The organism is Trinickia mobilis (assembly GCF_017315705.1).
GTDB classification, from domain to species: domain Bacteria; phylum Pseudomonadota; class Gammaproteobacteria; order Burkholderiales; family Burkholderiaceae; genus Trinickia_A; species Trinickia_A mobilis.
In genome coordinates this window covers 1-23,330 of sequence record NZ_JAFLRF010000003.1, presented here as the reverse complement: position 1 = coordinate 23,330, position 23,330 = coordinate 1, and the positions used below count along the sequence as shown (strand labels likewise).

Genomic DNA, 23,330 nt, shown 5'->3' with positions numbered 1-23,330 from the left:
GTTGTCACGCTTCGCGTTCGAGGTGGGTAAGGTCAGGCGATTCAACGCCGACGCAGGCCGCCGGCTCCAGCTCGGCACTAGGCCGGGTCGACCACCATCAGAACTTGTCCATACTCCACCGGGTCGCCATCCCCGACGAGAATGTGCGTGACCACCCCGTTGCGCCCGGCCGTGATCGAATTCATCAGTTTCATCACCTCAATGATGCACACAGTCGTATCGGCCTCGACACGCTGACCCACTTCGGCAAACGGACGCGCACCGGGCTCGGCGGCACGATAGAAGCTCCCCACCATCGGGGACTTGATCAACACCGCACCTGGCGGATAAGCGACCGGCGGCGCATGCGCGCCCGTGGGCGCCAGGCCGGGTGCCGGCGCTGCTGGCTCCACAACGATTTCGCCGCCGCCGACATGACCATGTCGCTGGCTCGTCACAGACGCGTGCTCTTCGGAGGCGGCTCGCGCCGAGGCATTTGCCGCAGGCGCGACCTGATGCGGAACCTCAACCGCTTGAGACGAGGCCGAAGTGGACAGCGTGCGCGCCGAGCCATCGGCGCCACGTTTGAGGTCCACCTCGAGGTCACCGGTTTTCAGATGAAACTCGCCGAAGTGCGAGGACGACTTGATCAGTTCGACAATCTGAAGCAGGTCCTGATAGGTCATACGTTCGTTGCTCACGGCAAATCGTCTCCCGTTGTCCTGACGTGAACGGAGGCTAATTCAGGCGGCCCAGCGCCACGAAATTTCGCCCATCGAAATCGCCCGTTCCCCTGAGCAAAATAATTGCACGCGGAGGCCGACATTGCAATAATGGAATACACGATTTCACTGAGCGATATTTTGAGGAGAATCCTGTGACCCTTCCCGTCATCATCACAGTCGCTATCACAGGCGCCGTACCGCGCAAGAAAGACAATCCGGCAGTGCCCGTCACGCCGTCTGAACAAATCGAGTCGACGCATGAAGCGTATGAGGCAGGCGCATCGCTTGTGCACATTCACGTGCGCAATGCGGACGAGTCCCCAAGCTCCGATCCCGCGCTCTATGCTCAGGTGCAGGATGGGGTGCGCAAACACTGTCCTGGAATGATCGTGCAGTTCTCGACTGGCGGACGCGGACGCGACCAAGCCGCTCGCGGCGCGATGCTCGATCTAAAGCCGGACATGGCGTCGCTCGCCACCGGCTCGGTGAATTTCCCGAATGGCATCTACGAGAATCCGCCCGAGTTCGTTGAAGGGCTGGCCAAGACCATGCTCGACAACGACATCAAAGCGGAAATCGAGGTGTTCGATCTGGCGATGCTGTACAGCGCCGCAAACCTGATCAAGAAAGGGCTCCTGAAGAATCCGCCGCACGTCCAGTTCGTGATGGGCGTTCCCAACGCGATGCCCGCACGGCGCTCGGTCTTCGACTTCTTGCGAGCGGAACTCAAGGAGGTGCTGCCGCATGCGACGTGGGTCGCAGCCGGGATCGGGCGGCATCAATGGGAAGTCAATCAATGGTGCCTCGCCGAAGGCGGCCATTGCCGCACCGGACTCGAGGACAACCTCCATTTCGATTCGACACGTCTTGCTGCGAGCAACGCGGAGCTGGTCAGAAAAATCGCCGCTGCGTGCGGCCAATTCAATCGCAGGCCCGCGACGCCAACGGAGGCCCGGGAAATCCTCGGCCTGCGAGCCTGTGAGCGCGAGCCGCGCGATGCTCGCTTTTTGCAGCAATGATCGGCAAGACCAAGAGGCCATAGAAAAGGTGTGATACGCGGGGCAATGCGCCCTCGATTCGAATAGCCTACCGATAGTCGCGCAAACAGGAATCCACCATGATCGACGTCTCTCCATCCGTCCACTCATCAGGACGACTCGCACAAGACCAGCAGCGCACAAGCAACCATGGTTGGCGCGCCGATGATGTGCTCGCGCTATTCGAACTGTCCTTTGCCGATCTGCTATACCACGCACAGTTCGTGCATCGCCAGCACTTCGACGCAAACGCTGTCCAACTCTCGACGCTGCTTTCCGTCAAGACCGGTGGATGCCCGGAGGACTGCGCCTATTGTCCGCAGTCGGCGCACTACGACACGGGAATAAAAGCCGAGAAGCTGGTCGCGCTCGAAGCGGTACTGGATGCGGCGAAGCTCGCCAAACAGAACGGCGCGACACGTTTTTGCATGGGCGCCGCCTGGCGCAGCCCGAAGCCGCGACAGCTTGAACGCGTTGCGGCGATGATCCGCGAGGTCAAGGCGCTCGGACTCGAAACCTGCGTCACGCTTGGCATGCTCGAAGACGGGCAGGCTCAGCAGTTAAAGGAGGCGGGGCTCGACTATTACAACCACAATCTCGATGCGGCGCCCGACTTCTACGGCCACATCATTACGACCCGCTGCTATCAGGACCGGCTGGATACGCTCGGACGCGTGCGCGATGCGGGCCTCAAGGTGTGTTGCGGCGGCATCGTCGGCCTGGGCGAGTCGCGCCGGCAGCGCGCCGCGCTCATCGCGCAACTGGCCAGTCTCGATCCGTACCCGGAATCGGTGCCGATCAACAATCTCGTAAAGGTCGAAGGCACCCCCCTGGCGAACAACGAATCGATCGACCCGTTAGAGTTCGTTCGGTCCATTGCCGTTGCACGCATCACGATGCCGCGCGCGATGGTTCGGCTTTCGGCCGGGCGCGAGCGCATGGACGACGCACTGCAGGCGTTGTGCTTTCTCGCCGGCGCCAATTCGATTTTTTTCGGTGAGAAGCTGCTGACGACCGGCAACCCCCAAGCGCGGGGCGACCTCGAACTTCTGGAGCGTTTGGGCATCCGTACCGTTGGCCAAGCATAGCTGCAGCGCCTGGATGCAGAGCCTCGCGCGCACGGGCGCGATGTGGCGCTCCGAATCGGCGACAAAGGGTGGAGCACGTGGAATACAATAGCGAACCCTTAGGATTCTTCAGGCAAAGAGTCATGCCGAGCAACGAAGAGACAAAACCGGAATCCACGGCACTGCGAGCTTTTTCGGTACTGGAGTACGTGGTCAGAGCAGGCGTTCCGGTCTCGCTGGATGACGCCACCCACGCGTGCAACCTGCCAAAACCGACGGTCTTCCGAATACTGGCGATGTTGCAAGAAGCCGATCTATTGCGCCGCGAACCGCTCAGCAAGCGCTACATCGTCGGCGCACGCACGTCCGCGCTCGCGATTGACGTGATGCAACACTCGACATTGCGCACCCAATGTCACGCGGTTTTGCAGGAACTGGTTGATGAAATCGGCGAAAGCAGCAATCTAACGATGCTTGACGGCAACGAGGTGCTGTATATCGACCGTGCGGAAACACCCTTGCCTCTGCGGCTCCATTTGGAGCCTGGCACGCGTGTTCCACTGCACTGCACCGCGAGCGGAAAGATCTTTCTGAGCCAGATGTCGGCCAAGCAGATATACCGGCTCTTGGGCAAGGGGCCGTATAGGCGATATACAGATAAGACCATTACGGATCCGCATCTCCTGGAGCAGGAGCTTAAGCGGACCAAGCGAACCTTGGTGGGAACGCATGACAGCGAGCTATTCGACGCATCGGTGGCCGTCGGCGTTCCGGTGACAGACCAGCAAGGGCGGGTGTATGCGGCGGTCGCGATTCATGCGCCGACCGCTCGGATGACCATTGAATCGTGCATGACGCACGTGCCCACCTTGCGGCGTGCCGCAGAAGCAATAGCCTCGATTCTGACGCCGGCCAAAGGCCTTGACCGCCGTGCGCCGGGCTCACGCAAGTAGACAACAATACAGGTGCCGTAACGTTCCAGCGTGATTGTCGAGCTGGAGAATGCGAGTGTCCCGAGTTCGCCCAGGTTCACTCCGTCGCGCCTGCCTGGCGTAGCGCATCAGCCACCGCCGTATTGCGCTGTGCGATAGCCATTTGCAGTGCGGTGCCGCCGCGCGCATCCACGTGGTTCGCGTTGGCGCCCTGCGCCACCAGCACCGGGATCATGTCGAGGCGGCCAAACAGCGCCGCAAACGAGAGTGCGGTTTCGCCGGCATTGTTGGTCTGATCGATATTGCAGGGCGTATCCAGCAGTATCTTTGCGATGTTCGTCTCGCCCTTGAAAAGTGCGCCCATTAGGGCGGTATTGCCGTGCTGATCCGCCGCGCACGCATTGGCGCCGGCGGCAAGCAAGGCCTTGAGCGTGTCCGGATGATTGTCATACGCGCTAAGAATCAGCGCCGTGTATCCCTCAGGCGTCTTTGTTTCGAGCGGGTAGTGCGCGTCGATCAGTAACTGGACGATATCGGTTCGTCCGGCACGCGCCGCGGCAAACCAGTCGCCGGTGTACTTCGATGCGGCCGCTGTGTTATCTGCGCTCGAATACCCTTGCGACAGATACATGTGCTGGGCGCAACCCGCCGTCATCAATACCGCTATGGCCGCGGCCGCCGTGCTGCGAATCCTGCTCCGCGCGGTAGAAATGCATTGCATGTCTGCTCCGTCGAAAGTCGTATGTGGGCAAAGATGAGCCTGCTCGCGCAGGCTCAACGCTACAACTTAGTTTTCGCTCAGGTGCGCAGCGATGCTCTGCACCCGGGACACATCCGCGTGCGTCGCCTGCGCAAGACGGGTTCCGTAGTCGGAATCAGCCTTGTAGAAATACGACAGCATCGCGTACTTGTTCGCATCGTTCGTTACGTGCGAGAGGTCCGCCGACAGCGCCGTCACCAGGTCCGTCTTGTCCTGATCGGACAAGGTGCGGTAGTACTCGCCGGCCTGACGAAAGTCGAGCGTCTTGTGGATCGCCTGTTGCTGGATCGTACCTGACACCGGTGTCCGCACGGCTTTGTACTTCGGCTGCTCGGCGATTTCGTTGATGCCGGAGGGCTCATAGTTGACTTCACCCTTGCGGTCGCCGGCATTCATGAAGCCGTCCTGGTTGTTGTTGTTCACAGGCGCAACAGGGCGGTTGATCGGCAGATCCATGTAGTTCGGTCCGAGGCGGTACATCTGCGTATCGGCGTAGGCGAACAGACGGCCCTGCAACATCCGGTCTTCGGAAGGTTCGATGCCCGGCACGAGGCGCGACGGCGCAAACGCGGACTCTTCCGTGGACTGGAAATAGTTATCCGGAATGCGGTTGAGGGTCATGGTGCCGATCTTTTGCTCAGGGATCGACGTCGGCCATACCTTCGTGTCGTCCAGCGGGTCGAAGTCGTACTTGGCCAGATCCTTCGGCGACATCACCTGGATATACAGGTCCCACTGCGGATACGAATGTGCCTTGACCGAGTTGTACAGGTCGTTGGTCATCATGTTCCAGTCCGCGCCGATCGAATGCGGGATGTCCTGCGGACGGATGCCGTGGACGCCCTGGCGGCTCTTCCAGTGGAACTTCACGTAGTGAACTTCGCCCTGGGCATTGACGAACTTGAACGCGTGGACGGCAAAGCCATCCATGTGACGGTACGAGTCAGGCATGCCCTCGTCCGTGTACAGGTGCGTCAGCATGTTGGTCGCTTCGGGCGAGTGAGCGAAGAAGTCGAAGGCCAGGTTCGGATCCTGCACGCCGGTCACTGCCGACGGTTTGTTCGCATGCACGAAGTCCGGGAACTTGATGGCGTCACGGATAAAGAACACCGGCCAGTTGATGCCGACCATGTCCCAGTTACCTTGCTGCGTGTAGAACTTGATCGCGAAGCCGCGCGGGTCGCGAGCCTGCTCCGGCGATCCGCGATAGCCCATCACGGTCGAAAAGCGGACGAAGACCGGGGTCTTCGTGCCCGGCGTGAACACCTTGGCCATGGTCAGCGAGCTGATGTCGGTACTCGGCACGAACTCGCCGAAGAGGCCGGTGCCACGCGCGTGAACGACGCGCTCAGGAATGCGCTCGCGATCGAAGCGCTGCAGTTTCTCGATGAGATTCGAGTCCTGCAGCACAACCGGGCCTTCCGGACCGGCGGTCTCGGAGTTCTGATTGTCGGCGACAGGCGCGCCAGTGTCACGGGTCATCACGCCTTCGGCGTGAGCCAGTTGAGCGAGACCGATGGCCGAGACAACGGAGAGAACGCTTGCTGAGAGATAAGCCTTAGATCTTTTCACGGTGGAATCCTTTTTAACGGGGGGCGCGAGGGCTTGTCAAATCGCGGAAGCGCGATCGTCGATTCCGAGGGCAGCTAGTTCGTGCTCGACGTCAACCTCTGGCACAACCGCCGCAGGATCTTAGGGCGGCAATTCAGACATTTAGGAGACCGGGAGATGACAAATTTGTCATGCCTCGCGCTATTGGATTGATCAAAGAAATCTATTGGCTAAGCGGACGTTGAAAGCGCTGACCAGGCGACTCCGCTTGCGGGCTTGCCTGAGCGGCTGTACGACTTCGAAATTGTGATGTCGTGCACCGAGTCCTCGTTGCCGACTATCGGCCTTGGCGCGGTCGGACATGGGAGTCGAATGGATGGATGAATGAACCCCGAGCTTGCTAAAAAGAGAAAGTCCTTATATGCGGTATGGTCTGCGCGCCTATTGGATCTATAAAGACAAACCATTGGCAGTCGGGTGTCGCAAACCATAGCATGCTGCTCAGCCCATCCGCCGACTCATTGTCCTTACATGCAACTGCTCTCGATCGGGATCAATCATCACACCGCGCCGGTCGCATTGCGCGAACGTGTGGCGTTCCCTCTCGAGCAAATCCGGCCCGCGCTCCAGATGCTGAAAACCGCTTGGCAGTGGCTCGAGCAGCGCAGCGTGGTGCCCGTGATCCGGCATATTCACACGCAGGCCGATGCGCTGCGGCGCGTCGAACTCGAGCGCGCGCAGAAAATGCTCACACGCGGCGACGACCCCGCCGCGGTGCTCGAAGCACTGTCGCAGGCGCTCACAAGCAAGTTCATCCACGGTCCGACGCATGCGCCCACGCATGCATGTGGCGACGATCGTGACAAGCTCGTCGACCTGTTGTCTGGCTTCTACAGCCATTCAGCGTCGCCCGGGCGTTAGCGGCGCTCGCTTGCGTTTCTCTGCCGGCGCGCGCTGTCACACTAGTGATAAAGCGACGCAATACCGACCAGCGCGAGCTATCGCCTGTAAGGCGACGGCGCCGTGTCAATCACGTCGCGCTCCCTGACCGAGCAGGGCGTGATCGTCAGGTACGCCAGAAGGCGTGAAGGTCGCCCCCCTGAAGGGGACTTTTGCCTTTACGACGGCGTGGATTCAGGCAGAGCGTGGAAAATACAGCGCGAAGGTCGTGTTGTCGCGATTGCTCACAACTTCCACCTTGCCCCGATGCGACTCCATGATCGACTTCACGATCGCAAGACCCAACCCGGTGTTCTTGGCTGACCCGTGTCTCGCCGCATTGACTCGATAAAACCGGTCGAAAATTTTCTCGATGTGCTCAGGGGGAATGGGCTGACCCTTATTCGTGACCTCGATGGTCACATAGCCTTCCGATTCGTACGTACGCAGTTCGATGTCGGTTCCCACCGCGGCGTGATCCAGTGCATTGGACATCAGGTTGCTGACTGCCCGGCGAAACATGGTGGGGTCCGCGGAGATCGTGGCGTTGCCATCGATGACGAAGCGGACCCCCGTCCCTTCGGCGATGCCTTGAAAATACGAGGTAAGCCTCGCGAGTTCACCGCGGCAGTCCACTTCACCCAGCTTGAAATACTGCTTTGAATTGTCGTTTCGCGCGAGAAACAACATGTTCTCAATCATTCGATGAAGACGCTCGCACTCTTCAATATTGGAGTCGATCAGGTTTTCGTATTCTTCCGTCGTCCTCGTGCGGGACAGCGTGATTTGCGACGAACTGATCACGTTCGCTAACGGTGTTCGCATATCGTGAGCCAGATCCGACGAAAACTGGCTCAGGCGCATGAACGCCCGCTCCAGACGGTCAAGCATGCGATTGACCGATACCGCAATTTCCTGCAATTCGATGGGACCCGCGCTGATATCGAGGCGCTCGTTCAGCCTGTGCGCTTCAATGGTTGACGTCTGACGGCCAATCGCTTTTACAGGCGAAAGTCCCCTGCTCGCGATTGCATAACCCAGGATGCCCATCAAGATCGACCCCGCGGCAATCGCTAGCCAAACATCGACTTGATAGGTGTCGAGTAGCGATTGCCGTTCCGTCGCCACGTGCGCGAGAACGACGCGAATCCCTTCGCCTGAGGGCAGAGTTTCGTCCGCAAAGATGCAGCGGGAAGATCCGATGGTTGGGGGATCACACGTATACGCCGTATGTTGACCGGGGTGACTTGACCCGATAGATCTCAACTCCCGCGAAGGCTTGTTCGAATGCTGGACCAGGATGTCGCCGCGGCTGTTCGCGATCAGGAGATAGACGGCAGGATGCGACTGCAGCACTTCATGGAAAACCGCACTTTTTTGGCGCAGCACCTGTGTTGAACCGAAATCGCGAGCCTGTTGTAGAAACTGATCCAGCTTCTCGGCGATCTCGGTGTCATCCCGCCGTTGGAGTTCGAGCCCTAGCGTGTCGTATAGCAGACCACCCACCAACGCAAACACGAATAGCGCAACGACCGAGATCGCTACCGTCAGGCGCTTAAGTAGAGAATACGGTCTGGCGACGGCAGGTCTGGCAGAGGCAGTCAAGATCTGTCCTCGAGCACGTAGCCCATGCCTCGAACGGTATGCAGCAATTTATTGTCAAATGCGGCGTCAATTTTCGCGCGAAGGCGTTTGACGGCAACATCGACCACATTCGTGTCACTGTCGAAATTCATATCCCAGATCTGTGACGTTACGAACGTCCGCGTCAGTACCTCCCCTTGCCGTTCAGCAAGAAGTTGCAAAAGCGCAAATTCCTGGGCCGTCAGGTCGATGCGCGCGTTCCCGCGTCGACTTCTCCGTTTGATCAGATCGATCTCAAGATCCCCGACTACCAGGACATCGCGCGCTGTACGCGGCGCCCGACGGATCAGCGAGCGAATCCTCGCCAGCAACTCGGCGTAGGCGAACGGCTTGGAAAGGTAATCGTCAGCGCCCGATTCGAAGCCGGCGACCTTGTCTTCGACCGTATCCCGCGCCGTGAGCAATAGCACGGGCGTGTGCTTTTTTTCCATTCGCAGGCGTTTAAGCACGCTGAGTCCATCCAGCTCCGGCAACATCACATCGAGCACGATCAGGTCGAAATCCTCGTGCAACGCGAGGAACAGTCCGTCCCTCCCGTCCGCGGCGATATCGACAGTAAAGCTGGCTTCCGTCAGCCCCTTGCGAAGGTAGGACGCCATCTTGGGCTCGTCCTCAACGATCAGGATCCTCATTACACGAATACCTTTTAGGACAGGAAGCTATAGCGGAGCCAACGCCGCATTGTCAAAGCTATCCTGGCGATTGATACAGACGAATGGCAAGAAAATTACATTTTTGCCATCTTGGTGCGGATGACTTAACAGTCATTTTCGGCCAGGTTGTGGTTGCGAGCAAACCGATGGCCTGCAGTGAATCGTACCAGTTACGCGCTGTTTCGTCTGTCGGGCGTTCATCGTCGCGATGACGAAGGAATGACCGAAAAGTCATTTTCTCGCCACACCGCGTTCATTGCGCCGAGGCAAAAATTACATCACTCCAAGGTCAACCGGAACGGCTTTCGGGTCGGCCTTCATTCCAATGCTTGAGTGATCACAGAAAATGCAAAATACCCATACGTCTGCGATGTGCATGCGAGCTCGTCACAGCTTCGTTAGTGATGCCAACGATACTGACGATATTGGCCGGGGCGCCCGGTCGCACCGGACAGCGCGCGCGGAGGCGACATGCTGACCCGCAGGCGGCTTTTGGTATCGATTGGCTCCGCCGGCGTCGTGGTCGTCGGCAGTCTGGTCGCTTTTCATGCGTTTTCTCCGGCCGAGGCGAACACGACGCCGCCCTCCGCCGTCGCGTCTAACCCGCCGGTACCGACCGCAGTGGACGTGCCGCGCGAGGCGCTTGCCAATATGGACCTGCACTTCGCCGACGCCGAGCTCCGGCCGCTTGTGCGCTCGGTGCAGGCCACGGGCGTGGTCAGTTTCGACGCAAGGCATCTCGCTCAAGTCAGTTCTCCATCGCGCGGGCGGATCGAAGCAATTGACGTTGTGGTGGGGCAACGCGTGCGTGCGGGCCAACGGCTCGCCATCCTGGATGACTTCGATCTCAGCGATGTGCGCAGTCAGGTGGCGAGCGCCCAGGCCGCCGTCACGGACGCGACGGTCGCGGCCACGACCGCCCAAGTGGCGTTGACGCGCGCCACTGAGCTGGTTGGCATTGGTGCGATGGCCCAAAGCGAACTCGAGCGCCGTCGTTCGATGGTCGCAAGCGCGCAGGCCACGTTACGCTCGCGCGAGGCGGAGTTGCAAAAGTGGCTGGGCATGAGACAGCGGCTGGTGCCGAGCGGGTCGCTCGCGAGGAGTGGCGACAACGCCGCTTTGACCAGACTGGGCCCCGGCGATTCGTTGGGCGCTGTAGTGGCGCCCTTTGACGGTGTGATCAATTCGGTGGGAGCCGCGCCCGGCGATATCGTCGACACGTCGCTGCAGATCTTTGCAGTGGCGGATCTTTCGACAGTCTGGTTGCAAGCCAATGTCCCGGAACGGGAATTGGGCATCATCAAAGAGGGTGATGCGGTCGCCGTCACGGTCGATGCGTATCCCGGCAAACAGTTCGCCGGACATGTCACCTACATCGCCGACCAGGTCGATCCGAACACCGGTACCGTGACCGTGCGGTGCGACCTGCCGAACCCCGACGGTGCCCTGCGCGCCAACATGTTCGCCACAGCGAATATCGCGTCGCCGCTCGGACGCGATGCCGTACTGGTGCCGGATAGCGCGCTGCAGGACGTGGATGGTCAAACAGCGGTCTTTATTCCGTCCGGCGCCGGCCACTTCACGAAGCAAGTCGTCCGCACAGGTGTCAGCAGCGGCGGGTTCACTGAAATTATCGAGGGCGTGAAGGCGGGTACGCAGGTCGTGACCAACGGCAGCTATTGGCTCAAAGCCGATTTCCTTCAGAACGCCATTCCGGACGAAGGCTAAGAGGCCACCCCATGATTACGAAGATGATCGACGCGGCGCTCGGAAACCGCGCCGTCGTACTGCTTCTGGTTCTGCTTCTGGTCGGTATCGGCTTCATGAGCATGCAGCGCTTGCCGTTCGATGCCGACCCTGACATTTCGCCTCTTCAGGTACTGGTCACCACCCAGGCGCCGGGTCTTGCCCCGCTCGATGTCGAGCGCAACATCACCGCGCCGATTGAACTGGCGCTGCAGGGCCTGCCGGGCATGCAGGGGCTGCGCTCCATATCGCGTTACGGTGTGTCCGTACTTTACGTGCGCTTTGCGGACGGCGGGAACATCTACCTCGATCGCAACCTGGTGACCGAGCGTCTGCAGACCCTGCAATTGCCGCCCGGTACCAGTGCACCGCAGCTAGGGCCGCTCTCCGACGGTCTGAGCGAAATCTACCAGTTCCAGGTGCGCGGCAAGGGACAGTCGTTGATGGACTTGCGCACGATCCTCGACTGGCAGGTCGCTCCTCGTCTGCGCCAAGTGCCCGGCGTGGTGGACGTCAACGTCAATGGCGGCGAACTCAAGACCTACGAAGTGCAGGTCTCGGACGATGCTTTGACTCGCTACGGCCTGTCAATCGACGATGTATTCAATGCCGTACAAGTGAACAACGGTTCCTCCGGCGGCGCAACGATCGAGCACAACGGCGGTGAGGCGATCATCCGCGGCGAGGGTCTGCTGCAAAAGAGCGCAGACATCGGCAACATCGTGTTGCGCACGCGCAGCGGCGGCGCGCCGCTTTACGTGCACGACGTCGCCAAGGTGGTCGAGGCGCCGATGCCACGCCTTGGCGGCGTGACGCGAGACGGCCACGGCGAGGCGGTGGTGGGCGTCGTCTTGATGTCGCTCGGCCAGAACACGCGGGTCGTTGCGCAGAATGTTGAATCGACTATCAAGCAGATCCAGCGCTCCCTTCCCCCTGGCGTCGAGATAGCGCCCTACTACAACCGTGCGGATCTCATGGGCCGCGTGCTCCATACCGTCGCCCACAATCTGGCCGAGGGTGCGGTTCTCGTCATGGTGGTGTTGTTTTTGCTGCTGGGTAACGCTCGGGCCGGCTTGATCGTGGCGCTGGCCATTCCGCTCTCTATGCTGGCCGCCATTACCGCGATGTACTACGCCGGCATGTCCGGCAACCTGATGAGCCTGGGTGCGATCGACTTCGGTCTTCTCGTCGACGGCGCCGTCGTGCTGATTGAAAACGTCGTGCGTCGACGCGCGGAAATGCCGGACCGCCCGGTCCTGCAGACGGTCCGCGAGGCGGCCCAGGAAGTCGCGCGACCGGTCACGTATGCCGTCGTGATTATCACTGCCGTCTACCTGCCCATCCTTAGCCTGCAGGGTGTCGAAGGAAAGATGTTTAAACCGATGGCGATGACCGTGATCTTCGCACTCATCGCTTCGCTTGCGCTCACCCTCACGCTCATGCCGGTGCTCGCGAGTTTTCTGCTCCGGCGCAAGGTGGCGGAACATGACAGCCGCATCATCCAATGGGCTCGCCGCATGTACAAGCCGGCGCTGGCGCGAACCGCCCGGCATCCCGGCATTGCGATGGGACTGGCCGTACTGCTGTTGTTGAGCGCTTGCGCGGCCGGCTCGCGCCTTGGTGCCGAATTTCTGCCGCGTCTCGACGAAGGTGCGCTGACTGTCACGACGACCAAACTGCCTGGCATCTCGCTCGCCTCGGCCATTCAAACGCAGACGATGATCGAGCGCACCCTGATGCGCTTTCCGGAGGTGCAGTCGACGGTCACTCTGGGTGGTACCTCGGAGATTCCGACGGACCCGATGGGGGTCGAGCAGAGCGATACGTTCATCATGCTCAAGCCGACCTCCCAATGGCGCACTGCGCAAACTCAGGAAGGACTCGTCGCCGCTTATTCAGCAGCGTTGAAACGCAACGTCCCCGGCCTGCAACTGAGTTGGGCGCAGCCTATCGAAATGCGCATGGACGACATGCTGCAGGGCGTACAGGCAGACGTTGCTGTGCGAATCCACGGCAACGACCTCAACACGCTGCACGACACGGCGGAGCGCGTGGCCGCCGTTCTCGCACGCGTGCCCGGTGCCGCCGACGTCGAGGCCGAACAGACGATCGGCCAGCCCTATCTGCGCATCGTCGTCAATCGTGAGGCGATCGCGCGCTATGGATTAAATGCCAGTCAGGTGCTCGACCTCGTGCAGTCGCTGGGCGGCCGCACCGTGGGCACGATCGTCGACGGCGATGGTCGCTTCGATATCCGCGTTCGCCTTCAGCCGCATGACCGGGACAGCGTTGCGAGAATCGGCGATCTGCGTGTCAGCGACAGCGCGGGCCGCGCCGTTCCGTTGAGCGAGATCGCTGACATACGCATGGAGCCGGGGCCCTCTGCAATCGCACGCGAGCAGGGACACCGCGTCATCACGGTGCAGGCCAATGTGCGCGGCCGCGATCTTGCCGGTTTTGTGGCGGCTGCGCAGCAGGCGGTCACATCACAGGTGCATCTGCCGCCCGGATATTCGGTTTCGTGGGCGGGGAGTTTCCAGAATCTCCAGGAAGCGATGTCGCGCCTTGCGGTCGTCGTACCGGCCGCGCTCGCGTTGATTTTTGCGCTGCTGTTCCTGATGTTCAAAAGCTGGCGGCTCGCCGCGCTCATCTTCTTCAATGTGCCGTTTGCGTCGATCGGCGGAATTTTCGCACTTTCGATGCGCGGACTGCCGTTCAGCATTTCCGCTGCGGTCGGCTTCATCGCGCTATTCGGAATTGCGGTCCTGAATGGTGTGGTGATGGTGAGTTACATCGAAGAAAGGCGCGCAAGCGGTCTCGATGCCGTGGAGGCCGCGATGCAAGCCGCGATGACCCGGTTGCGGCCCGTGCTGATGACCGCGACCGTCGCGAGCCTGGGCTTCCTGCCGATGGCGCTTTCCACCGGCTCGGGTGCTGAAGTCCAGCGACCGCTTGCCACCGTCGTGATCGGCGGACTGGTGTCCGCCACGCTGCTGACGCTGCTGGTGCTGCCTGCTGTCTACCCCTGGTTTAGCGGCAAGCGACGGGCCCCGCGCACGTCAGCCGAGTCCGCATCCCAGCCACAATTTGCAGAATAAAAAGGGGGTTCTTCAGTCATGGCTTTCAGGCGCTCTACAAATCTTTTGGCAACCTTGCTACTCGCAGGTTGTGCGGTCGGTCCGAACTTCAAGCAGCCGTCGGCGCCGAGCGGCGCCGGATACACGCCGGAGCCGCTCGCGCGGACCACAACATCGACACCCGCTCAATTCGGTGGAGCGCAAAGCTTCATCGAGGACAAGGACATCTCGGGCCGCTGGTGGGAACTGTTTCAGTCACAGGCTCTGAATGAGCTCGTGGACCGGTCGTTCAGAGCCAATCCCACGATCGCAGCGGCCCAGGCCGCGCTCGGGGTGGCGCGGGAAAACATGCTCGCGCAAGGCGGCACACTCTTGCCCAGCGTCGGACTCGACGTGTCCGGCAGCAAGAACCAGACTTCAATTGCAAGCCTCGCACCGGTTGCTGCGAACAACAAATCCATCTATTCGCTCTATTCGGCCGGCCTCACCGTTTCGTATTCTCTTGACGCGTTCGGCCTCGGCCGCCGGACGGTCGAATCGTTTGCGGCTCAGGCTGACAATCAGCGCTTCGAGCTGGAGGCGGCATATCTGACCCTGAGCACGAACGTCGTGCTGGCTGCCATTCAGGAGGCTGGACTGCGCGGACAGATCGCCGCACAACAGGAAACGATCAAGGCGGACACGCAACTCCGGGATATCCTGCAGCGCGAATATGCGCTGGGTGAAATTGCGCAATCGGACGTGCTTCAGCAAGAGGCCGTGTTGGCCCAGGCTGAGGAACGGCTGCCGTCGATGCAAAAAGAACTGGCCCTGCAGCGCAACGCGCTGATTGCGCTTGTTGGTGGCTTGCCGAATGAGGACCTGGCCGCGAATTTCGAACTCTCTTCCTTGCATCTGCCGCAGGAGTTGCCGGTCAGCATTGCGTCGAAGCTGGTCGAGCAACGCCCGGACATTCTCGCTGCGGCTGCAACACTGCACGCGGCGAGTGCGCAGGTCGGCGTCGCGATTGCTAACCGCCTGCCACAGCTCTCATTGACGGCGTCGTTCGGCACGTCGCCGGGTGCGATCGCCAATGCCTTTTCGCCGTACAACCAATTCTTCACCGTGATCGGCAAATTATCCCAACCGATTTTTGACGGCGGAACGCTCATGCATCGTCAGCGCGCAGCACAGGCAGCGTTCGACCAGGCGGCGGCGCAGTATCGCGTGACCGTGATCGGCGCGTATCAGAACGTCGCCGATGTTCTGCGGGCATTGCAGTACGACGCCAATACGCTGCAAGCCGCCGTTACCGCCGAACAGGCCGCGTCCCGCTCCCTGGATCTGACTCAAAAACAGCAGCAGTTTGGCGCGATGTCGAATCTGGACGTTCTAAACGCGGAGCAGATTGAGGAGGCAGCACGGCTTGCGGTGGTTCAGGCACAGTCGGCGCGCCTCGCCGATACCGCGGCACTATTCCAGGCGCTGGGCGGTGGTTGGTGGAATCGCTCCGATCCCCTTCCCTCTCCCGGCAAACAAATCGCAGGCAATTGATCGCCTTGCGTGAGCATGCATCGCCGGCCCGGCGGCGGAAACGTCACCTGTCTGTCGACGCACTACGTTGGTAAGCCAGAACCGGAGACAGCTCCAAGATGAAGCTCACTCAATTCCTCCTGCTCGCGGCCGCCGCCTTCGCCTCAGTTTCCGGCGCGGCGCTTGCCGACGACGGTGCGCTTGCGCCCCGCCAAGTGCCCGCGAAGACCATTCCGGTGCCGACGGAAGTCAGCCCCCAATTGCAAAAGCTCATCGCGGCGCCACTCAACCCCGCCTGGAATGTCTTGTGGACGACGGGCGAGCAATGGAGAACGGCTGCCAACGCACAGGCCGCAAAGGTCATGCAAACGCTCCCGGCCCTGCGCGAGCGTCTGGACGTGACGGTGCAGGCATCGACGATCAACGGCGTGAGGGTGCACATCGTGACGCCCAACCATATTCCGCCCGAACATCGCGACAAGGTGCTGATTCATATCCATGGCGGCTGCTACGAGCTTTACCCTGGCGAGTCGGGCACGGGCGAGGCCATCATCATGGCGGGTCTTGGACACTACAAGGTCATTTCGGTCGACTACCGCATGCCGCCCGAGGCTTATTTCCCCGCGGCGCTCGACGACGTCGAGACTGTGTATAAGTCGGTGCTCCGGACGAGCGACCCGAAGAATGTAGGCGTTTTCGGGACCTCGGCCGGCGGCGCGCTCGTGCTCGAGCTGATGCTGCGCGCGAAGCAGGAAGGGCTGAAAATGCCGGGTGCGATCGCGCCCGGTACGCCAATGTCCGACCTGACGAAGACTGGCGACTCGTTCTACACGAACGAAAAGGTGGACAACGTCCTGGTGTCGCCCAATGGGTTCTGCCATGCCGCGGCAATTGTCTACGCGCACGGTCATAATCTGAAGGACCCGCTGCTCTCACCCGTCTACGGCGATATGCATGGCTTTCCGCCGGCGATCCTGACCACGGGAACACGCGACTTGCTGCTCAGCAACACGGTCCGTGTGCACCAGAAGCTTCAGCAGTCCGGTGTCGATGCACAACTCGAAGTTTTCGACGGAATATCGCACGCTCAGTACCAGATGGATGATCGCGTGCCCGAGGCCAGAGCGGCATTCGCAGAAATCACTCAATTCTTCGACAAGCACCTCGGCCATTGACCCCCATTCGCGAGGAGCGCTTTTGCTCCTCCCGACAAGGATTGCGACTGTTCGGGTGTCCGCTGTGTCGCCTGTGCCGGCGCAACCACCGATCGATCTGCCTGATCCGCAAACGCGTCGCGCTCTCTGCGTGTGAGTACCTATTTTGGGCTCGCAAACCTCGTAGCCACAATCGCTGCGGAAAATTTGATTTTCGTAAAAACTCGCCGAAAGCGGAATCGGACGGCATTGGTGCGGGCTTTTTATTATTGGATCGACCGCCTGAAAATGGCATGACTCGAAAATGACGCGTCGGCAATCTACAAAGTCAAGTTTGAAGAAAAATTCTTACTCTACGACTCGATGGCTGCTTCTACCTCGACGGGCAGTTCAAGGTTTTCACATGCATATATTGGCAGGGATATTCGTGTGGAAGGCGCGGCGTTTCGTTGCGGGCAAGAGAATCTGCCGTTCCTCCCGTCGTCGAGTTTGCGCACCCTGCCACCGCTCCAAATAAAGCAAAAAGAACAATCAGACGGCTCAATGAAAAAGATCGCGACAGCATAAATTGCCCACGGAGGTAGCGCGTCGATGGATCTCGACATTGGGCCGCGACATCAATACCACGCTTAAAACGACTTATAGTGTTCATATATCTATGCATAATAAAAGAAGGATGTCTATGGCTAGAAATATCTTCTTGTTACTGTTGCCTCGTCCAGTACTTCTCGGCAAGACTGAAGCGCACTCGATTGCGGTTAATCGTCGCCTGACTCGGTGGATAATCAGTTCTCCCAACAGGCACGAGGCCAGCGCGTTCTGACTCGATCAGTTCTTGCCGCACCTGCCCACGTGTTTTTTCTGCCCCGGGAACTTCTGCCTTAACTGCATCGAGACTGGACAGCGATTTTTCGGTTTGGTCTCTCGTGTATGCCTCGACGGAGGCGGCTGACTTCGGGTCATCGTGACCATTTTCAGCAAAAACAGATGTCGCAGACATTATCGCCATGAATGCTACGCAAAATTTGATTTTCATAAAAGCTCCTTGAGAATGAAATCGGAGAGCATTGATCTCGTGTTTTTATTATTGGATCGACCGCGTGAAAATGGCATGGCCCGAAAATGACGCTTCGGTAATCTACAAAGTCGCGCTTGAAGACAGAAAAATTCCCACTCTGCTCCAAACACACGAGCACGAGTAACCGTTTAGAGGCATCGGACCAAGCGGCATCGTGACATTGAAAACCTGATGCGGAAGATCAGAAAAAGGGCCCGGTGAAACTGCAGATAACGGTCATGGGCTCCGGCCATCACCTATGCAGTGCGCCGACCCCAAAGTTTTTTAGTGAAGGCTGCTCGATACTAAAGAACTGAAAAACTCCCGTTCGAGGGCTGCGTCGTCTCGTGCTCTTATTTCCCACCGGATCACTTTCGAGGAGAGCAAGTGCGTTGGCTGCATCAATCTTGAGGTTGCCACCCGCTGAAAGCAATCTTGATCGTTTTTCCAAATTGACGGCGAGAGCAAGCTATTGGCCAACGGGCGAATACACTTGCGATGCCAAATCGCGGTGCCCTGTGTGCATTCCTTGAAAGGAGACCCGTGGGGCGGTTTGCACGCCCACGCGGCAAGGGATCAGCGCTGCGATGCGACGCGCGGTTGCTACGCGCTAAGTCTGAGGATGTCCGCAGTGGCTCCGGGGCTTCTCACCCGGGTTGAAACTGCTGGCACTCCGTTTCGAACCAATAGTCGACTAGGCGCTGCGCCGCCTGTAGATCCTCTGGGTAGTATGGGTCGTCGTACCATGGTGGCGGGTCGTAGCCCGCTTTCCTGAGGGCCGCAAGCTCGCTGTGGTGTTGCGCCATCGTCGGAGGCGCGTTGCTTCTAAGTGCGGCCAAGTCGCGGCACTCCGTTGGGCTCAGGTGCGGCCCGCTTCGTGGCACGCCGCCGACGGCACATCCAGCCAGCAGGAGCACTAACATAGTAAGCGTCGAGCGAGTTCTCGTGAGGTTTTCCATAGCGCATCTCCACCCATCCGATCGGCGCAGCGCTAGGGGTGCGATGCCGCCAGTCGCGCGTGACTTTGCGTTGATCCAATGCGTAATCCGCAGCCATCCGGGTTGAACCATGTTGTGACTCAAGATCGCTCCAGGCTTGGTGGCTGGCATTCATTCCAGTGCCGCGGGAGCCGTCAAAGCACATACCGACAGCGCCGGCACAGGGCGCAAGCGGGATCGGACAACGAATCACGCTCCGATCGTCAGACTGCCATTGCGACAGATAACGCGATTGATCGACGGTTATTCCGTCGTGCCTGAAGAAATCGACTTTCAATGGCGATGCGCAGCGCGCGGGAACCGCGCGATCGCTATAACCGTAGTCTTTTGGCGTAGCGGCAGTTTCAACCTCATGTTAGACACGAAAAATCCGGTGTAACTTGGCATAACCGCACGCTTCGCCGCGGGCACACATCCGCCGGTGCCGCCCCCGGCGACGGCAGAGAACGGTCGAGCTACGCGAACAATTCGGCCATAGCCGCCACTGGCGCAACCATCGGCCAACGGCGGCTTTGCTCAGTATTGCTGACGTCGAGCACACGATCAGGTCGAAAGGCAGCTATGTGCCCGTTTGGAGGACAGCAAGCGACCCACAAGAGACAGTCGTCGCACCACGAAGCGGCCATTCGAGACGGCTGTAGCCTCCCTGGCTTCTTGCTAGGCAAGGAGATTACCTGAGCGCAACGAAGGCAACATGCATAGCCAGTTCGTACACGAAACTTCAAACGGGCTTAATTGAACGGGATGTCCACCACCCATGATGGCTATAGAGTGCCTCTAAATAAGAAATGCGCGCAGCCCTATCTTTCGCCAATTCAGTTATTACCAACATACATTGCCGATATAAATTTTGACACGGCATCATCGATTTCCCGATAATCAACATTCAAACTCTTATCGAAAGAAAAAGTGATCATATACCGTTGCGCGATTCCATGGTTTATCTGATTTCGGATCGACCAGCTCCCCTCAATTTCCACCACCACATTGTTCTCGCGCGCATCCTTAAACGCCAGGATTTTTCTCGGCGTCGATCGGATCGGCTCAACATAAACGGTGTAGCCGTTCTCATATCCCGCAATTCGTGATCCGGTGACTCCGTTCACAACAACGTCGGCAAATGTGCCGTTTTTCGGATATCCGTTGATCACGATGTCCAAGGAAGTCTTGTTTATTGGTGGAGACCTCGACCATATAGTCGGGCGCATCGAAGGATAGTCCACAATAACTCGATAAAAGCTGTCATACACCTCCGGTTTATATATTTTTGGAATATGGAAATGTGCGCGATTATTGTTATAATACCCAACCGACACATCTATAATGTCATCGCCTGCCCAGGCCAAACTAGCACTCGCCAAGAACAAAAAACTAGTGCTGAATAGTAGGAAGAGCGACCGTAACGACCATCTACTGCGACGCCTTCCTGAGATTATCTGAGTTGATGTTTCGCCTTCTGATTCGTCTATTAGACTCACGGCATAGTCCTCAAAATTAATCAGTTTGCGCCGCCAACACAAAATAAATGTCAACGATCGGCACAATGCGACCCGCAACGGCCACTGGTGCGAAGCGAAAGCAGCCATTGCTCGCTCCATCGCTATCACTTGACGGCGACCAGGGCTCTTGAAAAAGCTGGCGTATGGCGCTCGGGATACGCACAAACAGACGACGTATTCACTTTGATTTTATGGGAAACCCAAGCGATTTTCTCATATTGGCTGAAATTCGATTCGCGCGACGACTGAAGATTTGCACAGGACGCTTTGCGGAAAAAAGAGAAGGATCAAAAGAAAGTGTCTTTTTTGCCGGATCGTAAATCATGATCTCACTAGAAGTGATCTTTTCATTGTCGATTAAGTCAACCTTGAGCATGTTGGTTTTTGTGTCATAAGAAGTTACCAAAAACTGCACACCCAAAACATCTGTTCCATCACCGCCGACACCTGCACCGCTGCCGTCCGCGTCGAGATAGATGGCATGGCCCTTCCATAGCGCCTCACCTCTGAACTGCGAGTTCTCTGTTGCCCAGATACCAACTAGATCTGCTGGGATCGGAGTCGCAGAGTAGGCAAACGCTGCGAGGCAGGAAATGACCGACAGCAGGAGAATGCGCCATATGATTATTGGGTCCCGGTCTTCATTTTTCATCTTCGATGACATTCCTAGGAAATGGTCTTCTGAGGGGGCAACCGCTCGTGTCCGCGATCGTCGATTGCGAGAATGTCGGCAATTTCAGTGCGCGTTTTTGCCACCTCAGGCGTCTCGCCCATCGCATATTTGATGGTTTGCACGGTTACGGCGTCGTAGACGTGCTCCATTCCGATTTCAATAATGGCGTCCCTCGGTTCGAACGAGCCCATGCGCGAGCGAACCCATTTAAATGCGGCAGGATCCAGCGCTCTAGTGTTTACCAGTATTCCAGCGAAACGCGACTCGCACTGAATAGATTTCGGCTGGCCCGTGAAGACGAACCTCTTTTTGAACAGCACTCGGCAAACCGGCACGGCAATCAAGATTGAATACACTGCCACTATCCAAGGACCAGCCGCATGGCTGCCCTTATACAACCTCAAACTGCTCGCCGAGACAGCAATAAAATAGACGAGCGTCGGCCACATTCGACCTCGCGTCCAGCACGGGACTACAAGTTCGTTTGCCATCCGCGCTCCTGTACGTGGTTCGATTTTGACCAGATGCCGTCTCGCAGGTGACATGCGGCAACGAATGAACACGAGCCTCCAATATCTCCCTCGCTCCCTTACCCTGAAGATCTCGGCGCACAAATCGATGTCGTTCGAATGATCACCGACAACTCGCGACATCGTTTGTGCGCTGGGCAACCTGGCGAGCACCTTGATTGATCGCCCTTGTCGGCCGCGCCTATAAACCGGCTAACGGCACGCTAGCGCAGAGTTTGAGGCTGGTCCATCGGTGATTGTCAGCAATCTGGGAGCCAACGGTGAATGGCCGAACCTGGCCGCGCCCGGACCGACGACCCGTTGGAACTCGCTCGGCCTGCCGTCTGACATGCGGGCGGCAAGCACGGACCCACTGCCACTGCTCGGAAGCTAATGGCCAATGGCTGCTTACGCGCCACAAAGGGACCGCTATACTGCTGAGCGCCCCCGACGTACGACACACAGTCTTTCTCAAGCACCCGCTAGCAAATGAAGAAGTTTTTGCTGTTTGTTCTCACCGCGCTGGCGGAAATTATCGGTTGCTACCTACCATTCCGGTGGTTGAGAGATGGCGGAAGCGTCTGGCTGTTGATTCCCGCGGCATTCTCGCTCGCAGTCTTTGCATGGCTTCTTACGCTTCAACCCTCAGCAGCCGGTCGAACGTATGCAGCATATGGGGGTGTCTACATCTCAGTGGCGATCATCTGGCTCTGGTGTGTAGACGGTATCCGCCCCACGTTGTGGGACTGGACGGGGGGTGGCTTTCACGCTAACGGGCATGGCCCTTATCGCATTCCAGCCAAGGTGATCCGGTTTTAGCGGCAGCCATGATCAAAACATCACTGACGACATGACAGCGCAGGACATCGTGGCCCGGAATCGTCCGGCCGCGTTCGGTGGCGGAGCGATCATCGGCGCCCTTGGCGGACTGATTGGTCTCGGCGGTGCGGAGTTTCGCCTGCCGCTGCTTATTGGTGCATTTCAGTTTGGCGCGCTGGAAGCGGTGATTCTCAACAAGGCGATGAGCCTCGTCGTTGTCGCGTCGGCGCTGCCCTTTCGGGCACACGCAGTGCCATGGAGCGCCGTGCTCGCGCACTGGCCTGTGATCGTGAACCTGTTGGCCGGCAGTCTCCTCGGCGCCTGGCGGGGCGCAGGCTGGGCAACGCGAACGCGTCCCCAACTGCTGTACAAGGTGATTGCCGGTTTGCTTGTCGCGATTGCGGCGATCCTGCTGTTCGGCCACAGTGCGACGCATCACGACTCAGTGCCCGTGACGGGGATGATGCAGATGACGCTGGGCGTAATCGCAGGTCCTCATCATCGGCACCGTCGCGGCTCTGATGGGCGTGGCCGGCGGAGAACTCTTGATACCGACGCTGGTGCTGCTCTTCGGTATCGACATCAAGCTGGCGGGCAGCCTCAGTCTGGTGGTGAGCTTACCGACGATGCTGACCGGATTCGCGCGCTACAGCCAGGACAGCAGTTTCGCGGTCTTGCGAAGGCACTGGGCATTCGTGCTCCTGATGGCGGCCGGCTCGATCGGCGGCGCATTCGTGGGCGGCCGGTTGGTCGGCATCACCTCCAGCGCCGTGCTGCTGCCAGTACTCGCAGCGATTCTGGTGATCTCGTCGATAAAGGTCTGGCAGCACGGCTGATGTCGCATCCGGTTGAACCACACCCTTTATCCAGCACCGCTGCGCCACTGACCGAAACTGGCCGAACCCGTAAGCTCGAAGCCTATTGGGTAGTGTGCGGAGATATGTGCAAGAAGGCTGAGGGGGCAAGTGCCTGAGGTGGAAGGTGACCATGGTGTAAGTT

Annotated in this window: 18 protein-coding genes and 3 pseudogenes; 11 read left to right on the top strand and 10 right to left on the bottom strand. The window is 59.0% G+C overall.

The annotated features are described in order from the left end of the window. Positions 1-77 precede the first annotated feature (77 nt). Entirely contained in the window at positions 78-680 is a 603-nt protein-coding gene (locus tag J3489_RS05120) for an acetyl-CoA carboxylase biotin carboxyl carrier protein (RefSeq protein WP_309491338.1), read from the bottom strand. A 176-nt stretch (positions 681-856) separates the two neighbouring features. On the opposite strand from J3489_RS05120, the gene J3489_RS05115 reads away from it, so the two are divergent. The 3 genes from J3489_RS05115 (at position 857) to J3489_RS05105 (ending at position 3,761) form a co-directional block, all read left to right on the top strand. Beyond that, the gene (locus J3489_RS05115; RefSeq protein WP_206996636.1) at positions 857-1,723 is read left to right on the top strand and encodes a 3-oxoadipate:acetyl-CoA acetyltransferase; all 867 of its coding nucleotides are present in this window, start codon (positions 857-859) and stop codon (positions 1,721-1,723) included. Positions 1,724-1,821: 98 nt separating this feature from the next. Beyond that, the gene (gene bioB / locus J3489_RS05110; RefSeq protein WP_206996635.1) at positions 1,822-2,829 is read left to right on the top strand and encodes a biotin synthase BioB; all 1,008 of its coding nucleotides are present in this window, start codon (positions 1,822-1,824) and stop codon (positions 2,827-2,829) included. A gap of 122 nt (positions 2,830-2,951) precedes the next feature. Next, on the top strand, positions 2,952-3,761 hold the full coding sequence (locus tag J3489_RS05105) for an IclR family transcriptional regulator (protein ID WP_206996634.1): 810 nt from the start codon (positions 2,952-2,954) through the stop codon (positions 3,759-3,761). A gap of 76 nt (positions 3,762-3,837) precedes the next feature. Here J3489_RS05105 and J3489_RS05100 read toward each other — a convergent pair whose 3' ends face one another. Both J3489_RS05100 and J3489_RS05095 read right to left on the bottom strand, forming a co-directional pair. Beyond that, the gene (locus J3489_RS05100) at positions 3,838-4,461 is read right to left on the bottom strand and encodes an ankyrin repeat domain-containing protein (RefSeq protein ID WP_206996934.1); all 624 of its coding nucleotides are present in this window, start codon (positions 4,459-4,461) and stop codon (positions 3,838-3,840) included. A gap of 66 nt (positions 4,462-4,527) precedes the next feature. After that, positions 4,528-5,982 carry a catalase gene (locus J3489_RS05095; protein ID WP_206996933.1) on the bottom strand — a complete coding sequence of 485 codons (1,455 nt, stop codon included), beginning with the start codon at positions 5,980-5,982 and terminating at the stop codon, positions 4,528-4,530. A 717-nt stretch (positions 5,983-6,699) separates the two neighbouring features. Between J3489_RS05095 and J3489_RS05090 the strand changes: the two are divergent. Next, positions 6,700-6,972, top strand: a pseudogene (locus J3489_RS05090) (glutamyl-tRNA reductase); the annotation flags it as partial. Between the two features lie 213 nt (positions 6,973-7,185). Here J3489_RS05090 and J3489_RS05085 read toward each other — a convergent pair. Together J3489_RS05085 and J3489_RS05080 are read right to left on the bottom strand one after the other, a co-directional pair. Then, positions 7,186-8,595, bottom strand: coding sequence for a heavy metal sensor histidine kinase (locus J3489_RS05085; protein ID WP_206996633.1), 1,410 nt, complete (start codon positions 8,593-8,595; stop codon positions 7,186-7,188). Continuing rightward, positions 8,592-9,266, bottom strand: coding sequence for a heavy metal response regulator transcription factor (locus J3489_RS05080; RefSeq protein WP_206996632.1), 675 nt, complete (start codon positions 9,264-9,266; stop codon positions 8,592-8,594). The genes J3489_RS05085 and J3489_RS05080 overlap by 4 nt, the downstream gene beginning before the upstream one ends. 492 nt (positions 9,267-9,758) lie before the next feature. Here J3489_RS05080 and J3489_RS05075 point away from each other — a divergent pair, with 492 nt between their 5' ends. The 4 genes from J3489_RS05075 to J3489_RS05060 all read left to right on the top strand — a co-directional run bounded on the left by J3489_RS05075 (position 9,759) and on the right by J3489_RS05060 (position 16,797). Then, positions 9,759-11,015 (top strand): efflux RND transporter periplasmic adaptor subunit, encoded by a 1,257-nt coding sequence (locus J3489_RS05075; RefSeq protein ID WP_206996631.1) that lies wholly within the window; start codon positions 9,759-9,761, stop codon positions 11,013-11,015. Between the two features lie 23 nt (positions 11,016-11,038). Continuing rightward, positions 11,039-14,131 (top strand): efflux RND transporter permease subunit, encoded by a 3,093-nt coding sequence (locus J3489_RS05070; protein WP_242539798.1) that lies wholly within the window; start codon positions 11,039-11,041, stop codon positions 14,129-14,131. Positions 14,132-14,149: 18 nt separating this feature from the next. Then, complete coding sequence (locus J3489_RS05065; protein ID WP_206996629.1) at positions 14,150-15,643, top strand: efflux transporter outer membrane subunit; 1,494 nt, start codon at positions 14,150-14,152, stop codon at positions 15,641-15,643. A gap of 98 nt (positions 15,644-15,741) precedes the next feature. Continuing rightward, the gene (locus J3489_RS05060; protein WP_206996628.1) at positions 15,742-16,797 is read left to right on the top strand and encodes an alpha/beta hydrolase; all 1,056 of its coding nucleotides are present in this window, start codon (positions 15,742-15,744) and stop codon (positions 16,795-16,797) included. A gap of 682 nt (positions 16,798-17,479) precedes the next feature. Here J3489_RS05060 and J3489_RS05055 read toward each other — a convergent pair. The 5 genes from J3489_RS05055 to J3489_RS05035 form a co-directional block, all read right to left on the bottom strand. Then, positions 17,480-17,812 carry a DUF4148 domain-containing protein gene (locus J3489_RS05055; protein WP_206996627.1) on the bottom strand — a complete coding sequence of 111 codons (333 nt, stop codon included), beginning with the start codon at positions 17,810-17,812 and terminating at the stop codon, positions 17,480-17,482. A gap of 668 nt (positions 17,813-18,480) precedes the next feature. Continuing rightward, positions 18,481-18,792, bottom strand: a complete 312-nt coding sequence (locus J3489_RS05050; protein WP_206996626.1) for a DUF4148 domain-containing protein — start codon at positions 18,790-18,792, stop codon at positions 18,481-18,483. Between the two features lie 854 nt (positions 18,793-19,646). Continuing rightward, positions 19,647-19,991: a hypothetical protein gene (locus J3489_RS05045; RefSeq protein ID WP_206996625.1), complete on the bottom strand. Its 345-nt coding sequence runs from the start codon at positions 19,989-19,991 to the stop codon at positions 19,647-19,649. A gap of 517 nt (positions 19,992-20,508) precedes the next feature. Continuing rightward, complete coding sequence (locus J3489_RS05040; protein ID WP_206996624.1) at positions 20,509-20,982, bottom strand: hypothetical protein; 474 nt, start codon at positions 20,980-20,982, stop codon at positions 20,509-20,511. Positions 20,983-20,996: 14 nt separating this feature from the next. Next, positions 20,997-21,452 carry a hypothetical protein gene (locus J3489_RS05035; RefSeq protein ID WP_242539797.1) on the bottom strand — a complete coding sequence of 152 codons (456 nt, stop codon included), beginning with the start codon at positions 21,450-21,452 and terminating at the stop codon, positions 20,997-20,999. A 549-nt stretch (positions 21,453-22,001) separates the two neighbouring features. On the opposite strand from J3489_RS05035, the pseudogene J3489_RS05030 reads away from it, so the two are divergent. The 3 genes and pseudogenes from J3489_RS05030 to J3489_RS05020 all read left to right on the top strand — a co-directional run bounded on the left by J3489_RS05030 (position 22,002) and on the right by J3489_RS05020 (position 23,167). Next, positions 22,002-22,320: pseudogene (locus tag J3489_RS05030) on the top strand (YnfA family protein). Positions 22,321-22,362: 42 nt separating this feature from the next. Continuing rightward, positions 22,363-22,764, top strand: a pseudogene (locus J3489_RS38740) (TSUP family transporter); the annotation flags it as partial. Between the two features lie 112 nt (positions 22,765-22,876). Then, positions 22,877-23,167 (top strand): TSUP family transporter, encoded by a 291-nt coding sequence (locus J3489_RS05020; RefSeq protein WP_242539795.1) that lies wholly within the window; start codon positions 22,877-22,879, stop codon positions 23,165-23,167. Positions 23,168-23,330 lie beyond the last annotated feature (163 nt).

Bases quoted from the DNA above. Each gene is read 5' to 3' on its own strand.
- J3489_RS05095 (WP_206996933.1), bottom strand. From the start codon at position 5,982: ATGACCCGTGACACTGGCGCGCCTGTCGCCGACAATCAGAACTCCGAG.
- J3489_RS05075 (WP_206996631.1), top strand. From the start codon at position 9,759: ATGCTGACCCGCAGGCGGCTTTTGGTATCGATTGGCTCCGCCGGCGTC.
- J3489_RS05040 (WP_206996624.1), bottom strand. From the start codon at position 20,982: ATGAAAAATGAAGACCGGGACCCAATAATCATATGGCGCATTCTCCTG.
- J3489_RS05070 (WP_242539798.1), top strand. From the start codon at position 11,039: ATGATCGACGCGGCGCTCGGAAACCGCGCCGTCGTACTGCTTCTGGTT.
- J3489_RS05065 (WP_206996629.1), top strand. From the start codon at position 14,150: ATGGCTTTCAGGCGCTCTACAAATCTTTTGGCAACCTTGCTACTCGCA.
- J3489_RS05100 (WP_206996934.1), bottom strand. From the start codon at position 4,461: ATGCAATGCATTTCTACCGCGCGGAGCAGGATTCGCAGCACGGCGGCC.
- J3489_RS05050 (WP_206996626.1), bottom strand. From the start codon at position 18,792: ATGGAAAACCTCACGAGAACTCGCTCGACGCTTACTATGTTAGTGCTC.
- J3489_RS05055 (WP_206996627.1), bottom strand. From the start codon at position 17,812: ATGAAAATCAAATTTTGCGTAGCATTCATGGCGATAATGTCTGCGACA.
- J3489_RS05105 (WP_206996634.1), top strand. From the start codon at position 2,952: ATGCCGAGCAACGAAGAGACAAAACCGGAATCCACGGCACTGCGAGCT.
- bioB (WP_206996635.1), top strand. From the start codon at position 1,822: ATGATCGACGTCTCTCCATCCGTCCACTCATCAGGACGACTCGCACAA.
- J3489_RS05035 (WP_242539797.1), bottom strand. From the start codon at position 21,452: ATGTGGCCGACGCTCGTCTATTTTATTGCTGTCTCGGCGAGCAGTTTG.
- J3489_RS05080 (WP_206996632.1), bottom strand. From the start codon at position 9,266: ATGAGGATCCTGATCGTTGAGGACGAGCCCAAGATGGCGTCCTACCTT.
- J3489_RS05060 (WP_206996628.1), top strand. From the start codon at position 15,742: ATGAAGCTCACTCAATTCCTCCTGCTCGCGGCCGCCGCCTTCGCCTCA.